11 protein-coding genes are annotated in these 12,318 nt (G+C 65.0%); 5 read left to right on the top strand and 6 right to left on the bottom strand.

The genetic code is table 11. The features are described from left to right. Nucleotides 1-129: 129 nt before the first annotated feature. Nucleotides 130-1,020 carry a LysR family transcriptional regulator gene (locus tag DBR47_RS04860; RefSeq protein ID WP_124447491.1) on the top strand — a complete coding sequence of 297 codons (891 nt, stop codon included), beginning with the start codon at nucleotides 130-132 and terminating at the stop codon, nucleotides 1,018-1,020. Here the strand turns inward: DBR47_RS04860 and DBR47_RS04855 are convergent. The 6 genes from DBR47_RS04855 to DBR47_RS04830 form a co-directional block, all read right to left on the bottom strand. After that, a complete protein-coding gene (locus DBR47_RS04855) occupies nucleotides 1,017-2,426 on the bottom strand; it encodes a DUF3138 family protein (RefSeq protein WP_124447489.1) in 1,410 nt (469 codons plus the stop codon). The genes DBR47_RS04860 and DBR47_RS04855 overlap by 4 nt on opposite strands. 69 nt (nucleotides 2,427-2,495) lie before the next feature. Further along, nucleotides 2,496-3,596: a polyamine ABC transporter substrate-binding protein gene (locus DBR47_RS04850; protein ID WP_124447486.1), complete on the bottom strand. Its 1,101-nt coding sequence runs from the start codon at nucleotides 3,594-3,596 to the stop codon at nucleotides 2,496-2,498. After that, on the bottom strand, nucleotides 3,593-4,702 hold the full coding sequence (locus DBR47_RS04845) for an agmatine/peptidylarginine deiminase (protein ID WP_124447484.1): 1,110 nt from the start codon (nucleotides 4,700-4,702) through the stop codon (nucleotides 3,593-3,595). Before DBR47_RS04845 ends, DBR47_RS04850 begins: the two co-directional genes overlap by 4 nt. After that, nucleotides 4,699-5,664 carry an N-carbamoylputrescine amidase gene (gene aguB / locus DBR47_RS04840; protein ID WP_124447482.1) on the bottom strand — a complete coding sequence of 322 codons (966 nt, stop codon included), beginning with the start codon at nucleotides 5,662-5,664 and terminating at the stop codon, nucleotides 4,699-4,701. Before aguB ends, DBR47_RS04845 begins: the two co-directional genes overlap by 4 nt. Then, nucleotides 5,661-6,737 (bottom strand): agmatine/peptidylarginine deiminase, encoded by a 1,077-nt coding sequence (locus DBR47_RS04835; RefSeq protein WP_124447480.1) that lies wholly within the window; start codon nucleotides 6,735-6,737, stop codon nucleotides 5,661-5,663. Before DBR47_RS04835 ends, aguB begins: the two co-directional genes overlap by 4 nt. A gap of 197 nt (nucleotides 6,738-6,934) precedes the next feature. Continuing rightward, nucleotides 6,935-7,405, bottom strand: a complete 471-nt coding sequence (locus DBR47_RS04830; protein WP_124447478.1) for a VOC family protein — start codon at nucleotides 7,403-7,405, stop codon at nucleotides 6,935-6,937. Between the two features lie 169 nt (nucleotides 7,406-7,574). On the opposite strand from DBR47_RS04830, the gene DBR47_RS04825 reads away from it, so the two are divergent. From DBR47_RS04825 to DBR47_RS24665, 4 genes are all read left to right on the top strand, one after another. Further along, nucleotides 7,575-8,381 carry a GntR family transcriptional regulator gene (locus tag DBR47_RS04825; protein WP_124447476.1) on the top strand — a complete coding sequence of 269 codons (807 nt, stop codon included), beginning with the start codon at nucleotides 7,575-7,577 and terminating at the stop codon, nucleotides 8,379-8,381. Then, on the top strand, nucleotides 8,378-8,893 hold the full coding sequence (locus DBR47_RS04820) for a hypothetical protein (protein ID WP_124447474.1): 516 nt from the start codon (nucleotides 8,378-8,380) through the stop codon (nucleotides 8,891-8,893). The genes DBR47_RS04825 and DBR47_RS04820 overlap by 4 nt, the downstream gene beginning before the upstream one ends. Before the next feature lie 152 nt (nucleotides 8,894-9,045). After that, entirely contained in the window at nucleotides 9,046-10,524 is a 1,479-nt protein-coding gene (locus tag DBR47_RS04815) for a hypothetical protein (RefSeq protein WP_124447472.1), read from the top strand. 127 nt (nucleotides 10,525-10,651) lie between these two features. Then, nucleotides 10,652-12,318: hypothetical protein (locus DBR47_RS24665; protein WP_370454864.1), on the top strand; the 1,667-nt coding region annotated here is incomplete at its 3' end.

The raw sequence follows: 12,318 nt of genomic DNA, 5'->3' as shown, positions 1-12,318 counted from the left end.
GGCGGCGGCTGCGAATCATCGGGGGCGGGGTCTGGCGAGCGAGGGGTGGATGGGATTGCCCGTATTGTGGGCAGCCGGAGTCTTTATGAAAATTGCGATTTCTTCCGACAATTAATCAAGTCTTCTCATATGTCAGCCCAAAGAATCCCTTCTCTCAAGCTTTTGATGGGATTTGAGGCCGCCGCGCGGCACGGCAACTTCTCCCGCGCCGCGGACGAGTTGTGCCTCTCGCAATCGGCCATCAGTCACCAGATTCAGCAGTTGGAGGAGCAGGTCGGTCAACCCCTGTTCCGGCGTGTGGGCCGTGGCGTGGAGTTGACGGTGGCGGGCGAGGTTTTGCAGCGCAGCGTGCAGCGTTCCGTCAATACCTTGCGCAGCGGCCTAGGGCGTATCTCCACCTATCTGGACCCCGGCCTGGTGGCCATGGTCGCGCCGGCCCTGTTGTTGCAGGGCTGGTTGCAGCCGCGTCTGAGCCAGTTGCTGGCGGCCGTACCCGGCCTGTGCCCGGTTTTGTCTAGCGATGAAAGTGCGCGTTATGTCGATGAGATCGATGTGGACATCGTCATCAGCGACCGGCCGGTGCAGCAATCCAATCTGGCCCAGCTGCCGCTGTTGAAGGACGAATGGGTGATGGTGGCGCGCGCCGATCTGGCGCAGTGCCTGGACGCCTTGCCCCTGCAAGCCCATGCCCAGCACACCGAGCTTTTGTGCCTGGAGGAGGATCTCACCAGCGAGCCCACGGCCGCTATTTTCCGGGAGCAGCTGTCCGGCCTGCGCAAGCGGGCCATCTACGACGACCGCCGCCTTTTGCTGGACGGGGTGCTGCTGGGCCAAGGCATTGCTTGCATGTCGCGCTTGTTGGCCGACGGCGGCCTGCGCGCTGGCAGCTTGCAGGTCTTGGCCGCCTACCCCCGTTTGCCTGGCAATACCTGGTGGCTGGCCAGGGTGGCGGGAGAGGCCCGCTCGCCCTTTGTCGAGCAAATGTTCGACTGGTTGGTGGCTCAAGGGCAGGATGATTAAAAACTCAACACCAGGGAACTGCCAAAGATTTGATTGCTGCGCCGGTACTGGCCATCGCTCAGGTCCAGAAAGACCGGCAGGCTGGCGCGGTCGAGGCGGTATTCCAGTTTGAACAAGGTGTTGGCGTCCCAGGCGTAGCGCAGGCCCAGGGCCAGGGCATAGCGATCGGCGCCGCGCTCGGGGTCACCGCCGGGAGCCGGGCCCAAGCCATTGCGTCCGTCGGCAAAGCTGTAGCCCAGGGCGCCACCACCGTGACGGCTGTTGTTGAGATAGTCAGCACGCAACAGCGCTTCCAATTTGGGACTCAGTTTGTAGGCGGCCAGGGTCGAGATACCCCACCAGCGGCTGTCGCGCAGTTCGCCGCTGAGCGGGTCGGCGCTGATGGCCGCGCGTTTTTGCATGCCGCCGCCGAGCTGGCCGCTCAAGGTCCAGTCGCCACGGATGAAGTAGCCATCGATCTCCAGGGTATGGGCCCAGCTGTCACGGCTGTCGTAGGCCTGGCCGCTGATCGGGTTGCCGCTCGGGTCGCTGGCACGGTAATTGGGCAGGCGGCCGTGCAGGCCGGCCAGGCCAAAGCCGCTGAATTCACCCTTGGCGTAATCAATGCGGTAGACCAGGGCCGGCGTCTTCTCGCCCGCCTGGCGCTTGGAGCTGTTCACATTGGCCAGCAGGCCTTTGATCAGCCATTTGCCTCGCGCCAGCTCCAGGCCGGCGCCGGTGTAGACCGCAGGGATGGTGAAGTCGAACAACAAATTGTGGGTGATGAACTTGTTGAGCGTGGCCTGCATGGGTTCGTGACCCGACCAATCGGGAATCTGGCCGGCGATCAGCCGCGTCTGTAAGTCACCTAGCGGCAGGGAGACACTGGCCTCGTGGATGATGGACTTGCCATCAATGGCGATGCCGCCGCCGCCGCGGTTGGGTGCCAGCGTCAGGCGCCAGCGGCTGCCGCCGTCTAACTCTTTCTGAAAGTCCAGCATGGCCATGCCGAAGGAGCCGTTGTCGATGGCGTACTCGCCCCCATCGCCGGCATTGAGAAACTGAAAACCGGCTCGGTTCTGCCCACTGCTGTAGAGGTAGACCGGATCCATCATGCCGCTGATCTTCAGGCCTTTGTAGCCCAGGCTTTCGTTCCACTCCTCCAGCGCCTCGGTCTTGACGGTGATGCGCCCGAGCTGGCGCGCCTGTTCGGGCGTCATGCCCCATTGCGCCGCACTCGGTGCGGCCGTCTTCAGCTGCGCCTCCAGCTCCTGCATGCGGGCCTGCAACTGGGCCATGCTGGCTTGCATACGGCGCAGTTCTTGCTGAAGCTCATTCGGTAGGACTTGTGCCGGTTCTGCGAGGGAGTAGCCCGGGATCGCCAGGCTGAGCGCTATGGCCAGTGCGTTCAATGCATTGGGTTGCATGCGATTCTCCATTTTTTAGGCAAGACCTGACCCCGCCGCGCTGCAGCGATTGCCTGGTGTGGGCCGGGGTTAGTAGCCTGACTTGAAGGCGGTGAAGCTGCGGGCCATCAGGCGCCGCATATCGTTGTTGACTGCACCCTGTACGCCCATGCGTTGGATCTCCGCTTCGCTGGGGTAGACGGAAGGATTGCTGGCGATCTCGGGCCGGACGAAGCGCCGTGCCTCCTTGTTGGGGTTGGCGTAGAACAGCTTGTTGGTCAGGCTGGCATGCACTTCGGGACGCAGGATGTAGTTCATGAAGGCATGCGCGTTGGCCACATGCGGTGCGTCGGCAGGAATGACCAGGGTGTCGAAGTACATGATGCCGCCGGTTTTGGGCAGCAGGGCTTCGATGCGCTGGCCCGATTTGCTCTCGATGGCGCGCTGGCGTGCGTTGTTCAAGTCGCCCGACCAGCCCATGGCCACGCACAGGCTGCCGGAGATCATGTCGTCGATGAAGCCGGCCGAGCTGAACAGCGTCACATAGGGGCGCACCGATTTGAGCAGGGCATTGGCGGCCTGGTAGTCGGCCGGGTTGCTGCTGCTCAAGGGGCGGCCCAGATAGTGCAGCACGGCGGGCAAAACTTCCGATGAGGAGTCAAGGTAGGACACGCCGCAGGACTTGAGCTTGGAAACATACTCGGGCTTGAAGAGCAAGTCCCAGGCGTTCTCCGGCATGGGGGTGTTGCCCAGGGCGGCGCGCACCTTGTCCACATTGATGCCCACCGTCGTGTAACCCCACAACCAGGTCACCATGTATTGATTGCCGGGGTCGAGCTTGAGAACCTGGGCCTGAATCACCGGGTCCATATTCTTCAGATTCGGCAGCAAGGCTTTGTTGAGCGGCTGCAGCAGGCCGCCATCGGCTTGCATGCGAGCCCAGCCGGTGGAGGACATGACGAGGTCATAGCCGGTGCGACCCGCGACCAGCTTGGTGTGCAGGATCTCGCTGCTGTCGAAGGTGTCATAGCGCACCCGGATGCCGGTCTCTTTTTCGAAGTTGGCAATCGTGTCGTCGGCGATATAGCTGGACCAGTTGTAGAAATTCAGGAACTTCTCTTCGGGCTGTGCCCGGCCTTGCAAGGGCAGGGCCAGGCAGGCCAGGGCCAATAGGGAGGTGATCAACTTCATGCGGGCTCCTGTTGGGTGACGCAATGGATGCCGCCGCCGCCGGCCGCGATCGCATCGATATTGAGTTGCACGATCTCATGCTGGGGCAGCAGGTCTTGCAAGGTGCTGCGGGCGATGGCGTCCGCGCGGGCGTCGCCGAACTCGGGCAGGATCAGGCCGCCGTTGACCAGATAGAAGTTGACGTAGCCCGCGGCGAAGTCCGGATTGTTACGGCCCGCACGAGTCTGGGTGGGGGCCGTCAGCTGAATCACATCCAGCACCCGGCCTTGGGCGTCCTGGGCCGCACGCAGCAGGTTGAGATGTTTTTTGGTGACCGCGTTGTCGTAGGAGTAGGGGTCGCTGTCGTAGTGCGCCACCACCACGCCGGGCCTGACGAAGCGGGCGTAGAAGTCGGTGTGGGCGTCGGTGATGTCGCGGCCCTTGATGCCCGGCAACCAGATGATCTTCTTCAAGCCCAGCAAAGGCATCAGCTTGGCCTCGGCCGTGGCCTTGCTCATGCCGGGGTTGCGGTTGCTGTTGAGGATGCAGCTCTCGGTCAGGATGGCCGTGCCCTGGCCGTCGACTTCGATGGCGCCGCCTTCCATGATGATGCCGGCCTTGATGGCCAGGGCACCGGCAGCCGCCGAGCTCAGGGCGGCGACTTTCTTGTCCTGGGCGCAGGCCTGCTTGCCGCCCCAGCCGTTGAAGCCGAAGTCCAGGCCAGCCGCTTGCCCTTGCGGGTTCTTGACGAAGACGCAGCCGCTATCGCGCATCCAGATGTCGTCCAGGGCGGCTGAGAGCAATTGCACCTCGCTGCCGCAGTACTGGCGCGCCAGGCCGAGTTCGTTCGGGCGCGCCAGCAGGGTGACGGGCTCGAACTCGGCGATGGTGCTGGCGATCAGGCCCAGATTGGCTCGCACCTTGGGCAGCAGGCTGCTGCCCCAGATCGTGCGGCTGGCGCCGAAGGCCATCCAGGTGCGCTTGTGCTTGGCGGCTTCGTCGGGCATCAGCCAGGGCGGGTTGTTGCCGGCGGCCTGAGCGGGGTGGCTGAGGCTCAGCATGCCGGGCAAGGCCAGGCCGGAGCCGGCGGCCAGCAAGCGTCGGCCTAAGGTTCTGCGGGTGATCATGGGTTTTGTTCCTGAGTGTCGTTGGGAAGGAATTGCGCCGGGCGGCGCAGATCGGGGCGGGTGTGCTGGCCATCGCTGCTGAGCAAGGCGGCGTACATCTCGGGGCGGCGGTCGCGGAAGAAGCCAAAGCTCTGGCGGTCCAGGCGTATGCCTTCCAGCTCGAAGCGGTGGATCAAGATGCATTCGTCCACCCGGTTGGCTTCGGCGACCTTTTCACCCAGGTGATCGGCGATGAAGCTGGAGCCGTAGAAATTGGCGCTGAGTGCCTGTTGCTGCGGGTTGCCATTGCCCAGGCCGGTCTCGCGGCCGATGCGGTTGGCGGCCAGCACCGGCACCATATTGGCGGCGGCATGGCCTTGCATGGTGCGCTGCCAGTGGCCGGCGGTGTCCATCTCGGCGCTGTGCGGTTCGGAGCCGATGATGGTGGGGAAGCACAGCACTTCGGCGCCCATCAGGGCCAGGCTGCGGGCGGTCTCGGGATACCACTGGTCCCAGCAGATGGCCAGGCCGATGCGACCGTAGCGTGTGTCCCAGACCTTGAAGCCGGTGTCGCCGGGTGTGAAGTAGAACTTCTCGGTATAGCCCGGCCCGTCGGGAATATGGGTCTTGCGGTAGACCCCCAGGATGCGCCCGTCGGCATCGGCCATGGCCACCGAGTTGTAGGCAGCGTTGCCGGCGCGTTCGAAGAAGCCAATGGGAATCACCACGCCGAGCTCGCCCGCCAAGCGGGCAAAGTGGGCGACGCGCGGGTTGCCCTCGAAAGGCTCGGCCAGTTCCAGATGCTGCACGTTCTGGTCGATGCAGAAGTAGGGGCACATAAACAACTCGGGGCAGACGATCAGTTGCGCGCCAGCAGCAGCGGCCTGGCGGATCAGGCGTTCCGCGCGCTGCATATTGGCTTGCAGATCCCAGTCGCCGGAGGCCATCTGGATGGCGGCGACGGTGAGGTGGCGTTCAGTCATGCGGAGTCTCCCTGGCGTGGATGACGGTTCAGAGGCTGTTGCTGGGTAGAGCAGTGCGCCGCGCCGCCGCCGATCGAGATGGCGGCAATGGGCAGCAGCTCGACCCGCCGGCCCGGAAAGGCTTGGGCAAAGACCCGGCGTGCCTGCTCGTCCTGCGGCAGCCCGAAGGCGGTGGAGATCACCGCGTGATTGGTGAGGATGTAGTTGGCGTAGCAGTCGCAAAAGCGCTCACTGCCGTAGTTGGCTGCGCCGCGTGGCACGGGCAGATCCAGCAACTGGAATTGGCGGCCCTGCGCATCGGTGGCCAGAGCCAAGGCCCGGCGGTTCTCCTCCATGCTGCGGTAGTAGTCGCCCATGTCTGGGTCGGCCGCATTGAAGAGGATCTGGCCAGGCGCGAAGAAAGAGGCGATGCCGTCTATATGGCCGTTGGTCTCGACCTCGGCGGCATGGCCGGGCAGCCAGACGATTTTGCTGACGCCCAGCATGCGTCGCAGCTCCTGCTCGATCTCGGTCCGAGTCATGCCGGGGTTGCGATTGGGGTGGAGCAGGCAGCTCTCGGTGGTCAGCAGCGTGCCTTGCCCGTCCACATAGAAGGAGCCGCCTTCCAACACCATCTCCGATCGGATCAGCGGCATTTGCGTGGCTTGGGCCATGTCCTGCGCCAGGCGGGCGCAGCCCTCGTAGGGGCGGTACTTCTCGCCCCAGGCATTGAAGCGAAAGCCCAAGGCCAGCTGAGCCGGGCCTTGGCTTTGGTTCAGGAAAATGGCACCGCAGTCGCGCACCCAGTTGTCCTCAAGGTCCAAGGGAAGCACTTGGACGCTGGGGCCGCAGAGCGCTTTCGCTCTTGCGACCTGAGGCCGGTGGGTCGCGACGATGCAGGGCTGGTCACGGGCAATCGTGCGGGCCAGCAGGGCAAAGGCCTGGCAGACTTCCTCGTAGTGCGGGCCCCAAAGCTCCTCACGGTTTTGCAAGACCGGCCAACCCAGCCAGGTGGCGGCCATAGGCTCCCATTCGGCGGGCATGCGGTAGCCCGCGCTCAGGCAATCAAAATCCAGCTCAGCTCGATAGTCCATACATCTTTGTTCAAAGCCCTTGCGATGGCTGCGAATGGTGTCTGGACTCGGCTTGAGAAAAAACGAGATTTATTGGTTTGATTGATCTGGTTTGTTCATGTCTTGCTCCTAAACCATGCGTCGCAAAAAAGAAAAAGCCCTGGGGCAAATGCCGCAGGGCTGTTTCGTTTCTTAGCAATGGACCAAAGAATGGGCGCTCAAAGCCCCTCGCGGTTCGCCTGCAGATCCGGGTGGCGCAGGGCCGGCGCTTGGGCCGCGCCCACCACGTCCTTGGCGGCGCCGCCCCAGCCGTGGTCGGTCAGGTCGATGATGACGCCGTTGGGGTCCTTGTACTTGACCTCGTAAAAGATGTTGCCCTTCACCGGCACCTCGCCCATGTAGTAGGCGCCGCCAGCGGCCTCGCATTCGGCCCTGGCCTCCTTGATGTCATCGACCCAAAAGCCGATGTGGTGCAGGCCCACGAATTCGCGGCCGCGCTCGCCGGCGGCTTCATCGCTCTTGTAATTCAGCAAGGCCACGCACATCACGCCGTCGCTGAGGTAGATGCCGCGCGCCAGCGAGGAGTCGGTCTCGCCGACTTTTTTCATGCCGAAGGATTGCTCGTAAAAGGGCGCTACGGCCCAGGGGTCGGGGCATGAGATGGCGATGTGTCGCAGTTTGCCGGCCATGGTGGTTCTCCTTTGAGATCGGTTTTAGGTGAGTGAGATTTGCAAGATTGCATGTATACATCGAATTGAATATGTATGCAATTGGCGGCAAAGTCAGGGCTGTTGTGTTCCTGAAGGCTAGAATCAGGCTCGCAGGTTCTTACTCAAGCCGACTCATAGGAAGACATAAATGGGCAACGCTTCCGCGGCGATATGCCGCAGCCTCACCGATGACATCGTCAGCGGCAAACTGCCGCCCGGCCAGAAGCTGGAGGAGTTGGTGCTGGCCGAGCGCTTTCAGGTCTCACGCACGCCGATTCGCGAGGCCTTGCGCGAGCTACATGCGCGTGGCCTGATCGAGCTGGAGCCGCGCAAGGGCGGCATCGTGCGCAGCATCGGACTGGGCGATTTGTCCGACATGCTGGAGGCCATGGTGGAGCTGGACGCTTTGTGCTGCCGCATCAGTGCCGAGCGCATGAGTGCAGTGCAGAAGAAGCAGCTGGCCATGGTTCAGCAGCAGAGCGAAGACTGCGTGGCGCGTGGCGACGAGGCGGGCTATTTGCAGCTCAACCATCAGTTTCACCAGCTGATCAGCGCCGGCGCCCAGAACCGCAGCCTGACCGGCATTCTGGACAAGCTGCGCGAGCAGCTGGCGCCCTTTCGGGCCGCGCAAACCAAGGTGGAGCGCCGCCTCAAGGTCTCGCACGAAGAACACCAGGCCATCTTGGCCGCCATCCTGGCCGGTGATGCCGAGGGCTCCTACGAGGCCATGCGCAATCACACGGCGCGGCTGAGCATCAATGTGTTGGATCTGCTGCGCCAGCAGCAGTCTGGGCCCAGCGAGGCCGGGGCAGCCGCCGAGGCCAAGCCGGCCCGGGCGCGCAACGCTGCGGCGGTGAAGGCGCCGAAAGCTCTGAAGCCCGCCAAGACCCAGCCGGCCGCCAAAAAGGCCGCCGCCAAGAAAACCGCAAAGACAAAAGAAGCAGTAAAACAATGACGAGCACGACACAAACAGACGGCTTTGAACAAGCGGTGCAAAGGCTTTTGGAGGCCGAAGGGTTTTGGGTGCGCCGCGCCGTCAAGGTCAATCTGAGCCAGGACGAGAAGCGCCAGATCGGCAAGACCTCGGCGCCCCGGCCCAGCGTCGATATGGTGGCTTTGCATCTGGCGCGCGGCGAGCTGCTGGCGCTGGAGGCCAAGTCCTATGCCGACACGCCCGGCGTCAAGCTGGCGCAGATGCAGGAAGAGCATGAGCTGCCGACCGGGCGCTTCAAGCTCTTCACTTCGGAGCGCTATCGCAGCATCGTGCTGGCCCGATTGAAGCAGGACCTGGTCGAGGCCGGCATGGCCTTGCCCGAGATGCAAGTGCGCCTGGGCCTGATCGCCGGCAAGGTCAACCAGGGCCAGAGCCAGGCCATCCGCGAGCTGATGGAGGCGCGCGGCTGGTTGTTCTGGTCGCCTGATGACATCAAGGCCAAGCAGCAGGCCGCGCAGAACGAGAAGGCCTGATTTTTCAGGCAGGCCCGGGCCCTGCCCGGAACTCGCTTCCGCCGCTCAAATGCGCAGCTAGACTGCGGCCAAAGCCATTCGCTTTTGCCCGTCTTGCCTGCCCCGTGTTCCAAGCCCGACACCTCTCATTTGCCGCCGCCCGAGGCGCTCGCTTGCCTGCCAAGCCGCTGCCCGAAGCCCAGCTCAAGCAGAGCCTGCTGCTGGCGGCGCTGCTGCATGTCTGGCTGGTGCTCTTGCTGGGCAATGCGCCGGGCGGCACGGCCAAGCCGGGCGAGGGCGTCTGGGGCCGACTCAATATCACCCTGCGTGGCCCGGAGAACGGTGAGCCCAGCGGCAGGCCTCAGCTGCCCCCCGCACCCGATGACAATGCCGGGCCCGTCGGCCAGGCCAAGCAGGCTCGTTTTGGCGGGGCGCCGCGCCCTTTGCCCGCGGCCGATCAGCCCAGGCCGACGCAGCCCGGCGCGGCCCAGCTCGGGACCTGGCAGGCTGCAGCAGGAGAGGGGCAGGCCGAGGCGCCGACACAAGCCAAACCTAGCCCTCAGCCCAGTGTTGCGACTGAGGCCCGGCCTGTGACGAGGCCTGAGACTGCGGCTGTGGCGGCTCCGCCTCCCGCACCCGCACCCGTGCCTGCACCCGCGCCAGCTCCGGCCCAGCCCGCGCCCTTTCTTGTGCCCGCCGTCCCCGCGCTGGCCGCCCTGCCCAAGCAGGCCCTGCCTGTGCCGGCGCCGCTGAATGTGCCTCAGTTTGAAGCACTGCCGGCCGCGCCCGAGGCCCCAGCTCAGCCCAAGACATTTGAGGCGGCCCCGGCCCCGGCCGTGCAGCGCGCCCGCCCCGCGCCTCTGTTGCTCAAGCCGGGCGGTGCTCAAGCGGCACCTCAGGCCCTGGACCTCGCCCCGGCATTGCCAGCCCTGCAAGCCAGGCCTGAGCCCCGGCCCGCTCCTGTGCCTGAATCCCTGCCAGTGCCCGTGCCCGTTCCCTCGGTCGTCGCTGCCCCTGAGCTTGCAGCCCCTGCGCCGCCTCTGCCGCCTGTCAAGTCCTTGGCCGAGCCCGCCCCCTTGCCCAGCCTTGCCGCCCAGCCCTTGCAAGCGCCTTCGGCCTTGAAGCCATTGCCGCCCAGCGCGCTAGAGCGCGCGCCCGCACTGCCGCCAGCGCCTGCCGTGCCCGCACCGGCACCGGCAACAACGCCCGCGCAGAACCCCGCTGCGGCCCATCCTGCCGCCGAGGTCCCGGCCGCCGCCCAGCCAGCTGCCAGTTTGCAAGACCGTTCGTCCGTTCGGCTGGGTCAGCCCGGCCAGCCCTCGCCACAAGCCCGCTTTGGCACGCCGGATGCGGGCTCGCGGCTGGGTCACGATGTGGCCACGCCGCCTTCGGCCGCTGCTTCGGCGCCGCAAGCGCCCTTGCAGCTCAATCTGTCTTTGCCGCCACGGCCGCGTGGCGGCGAGTTGTCGGGCCGTGGCTCGCGCGGCGTGTTGGACTTGTTGCCCACGCCGCCCGAGCGCAAATCCAAGCTCAGCCAGGAGATGGAGAACGCCGCTAAGCAGGACTGCCGCAAGGCCTATGGCGAAGCTGGCCTGCTGGCGGTGGTGCCGCTGGCCGTCGATGCTTTGCGGGACAAGGGCTGCCGTTGGTAGTTCGCCCGACGGGCGGGTGAGGGCCTGGCCTTCACAATAGGGCATGGCCGCCGGTGACTCCGGGAATTCCTCCCGCTCTTCTTCTAATTTCGCTTCAAGCGCGTCGTCGTCTTTTGACCCCAACAAGGTGCTGGACGACTTCAACGAGCGCCTGCGCGCGCTCAACAAGCCCTTGGACCTCTCCATCTCGCAAGAGACCCTGAACGCCAACACGGCCATGTTCCAGGGCCGCCAGGTGCCGCAGCCACCTTCCGTCGCTGCAGCCCGGGCCGAGAAGCGTTGGCCGATGGTCGATGTGGTCGATGTGGAAGATATCAGTGGGCGGACAGCGCCCGCCGCTTCGGCCGAGCAAGACCCGGCCCCAGTGCTCGTTGATGAGGTCCTGCCTGCCTTGGCCCAAGGCGCTGCACCCACGGCCTCGCCCAAGCGTCGCAGCCGCGAGCAGCTCCCCTGGGTTGAGGAGCTGGACATGGCTGCCGAGCGGGCCGAGGCCGCGAGGCTTGAACAAGAACAGGCACGTGCCCAGGCCTTGGCCCAGCGCCTGCAGCTGTGCCAAGAAGAGGCCCGCCGAGCGCTTCATGATTTGCAGCAAGAAGCACAGCAGGGTTTTGCACAGGCCGAGTGGGAATCTCAGGCCCTGGCCCAGCGTTTGCGCTGGCCGCTGCTGTTGCAGGCCAGCTTGTCGCAGGCGCAGACGCGCATCGCCGCCTGGCGTACCGAACTGGGCGAAGCCCTGGTGCGCGCCGACAGCTTGGCTACCCATCTTCTGAAAGATCAGCAACTCGCGCTGCAACGGCAGGCCAGAGAGCAGCTGGCCCGAGCCGCAGCCATGCGCCGATTGGCGCAAGAGCAGGCGGAGCGTCAAACCCAGGCGCAGGCCTTGGAGCGTGCTTTGCAAGAAGCCCGTGCCGCTGAGTTGCAGCGTTTGCTGCAGCAGCAGATCGCGCAAGCCAGGGTCCATCACGAGAGGCAAGTACAAAGCCTGAGCCAAGAGGCCTTGCTGGCCCACAAGAAAGCGCAAGCCTTGTCACGCCGTCGCGCCACCTTGGCTGCGAAGAAGCTCGTCAAAGAAGCCGAGGCGCAGCGCGCGGCGCAGGCCCTGGAGGCGGAGCAGGCGAGGGCGCAGCAACTGGCGGCAGAGAAGCTCGCCCAGCAAGCCATGGCCGCCGAAGCCGAGCGCCAGCGTTTGGCTCAGGAGGAAGCGTTGGCTGCAGCTGCACAGGCTTTGCAGCAGGAGCAAGAACGAGCACAGCGCTTGGCCGCAGAGCAGGCTGCGCGTGAAGCGGCGCGTCTGGACGCCGAACGCGAGGCTGCCGAACAAGCGCTTCGTGAAGCGCAGCGGCAAAGAGCCGAGCAAGAGGCACAGGCCCAGGAAGCTGCCGCCCGCATCGCTGCACAGCAAGCCGCCGAGCAAGCGGCTCGGCAGGCGGAAAAGGATGCGGCTGCACGCCTGGCAGCCGAGCAATCCGCCGCTCAGCTGGCTGCGGAACAAGCCGCAAAGCAAGCCGCAGAACAAGCCCTGCGTGATGCGGAGCAGCAAAGAGCCGAACGAGAACAAGCCGAACGAGAAGCCGCCGAGCAGGCCGCACACGCGAAGAAAGAGGCTGAGCGGCAAGCCGCTGAGCGCCTCGCTGCCGAAATAGCTGCCCGCGAAGCGGCCGAACGGGCAGCCCGACTGGCCGCCGAACTTGCCGCAAAAGAAGCCGCAGAAGAAGCTGCAAGGGCAGCCGCAATAGAAGCCGCAGCAGCGCTAAAGCTGCGGCAGGAACAAGAGGCTGCGGCTGAACGCGCTGC

Source organism: Paucibacter sp. KBW04, assembly GCF_003852425.1.
GTDB lineage: Bacteria > Pseudomonadota > Gammaproteobacteria > Burkholderiales > Burkholderiaceae_C > Paucibacter_A.
Note: the sequence above shows the minus strand (reverse complement) of the source record. Positions and strands in the feature narration are given on the sequence as shown.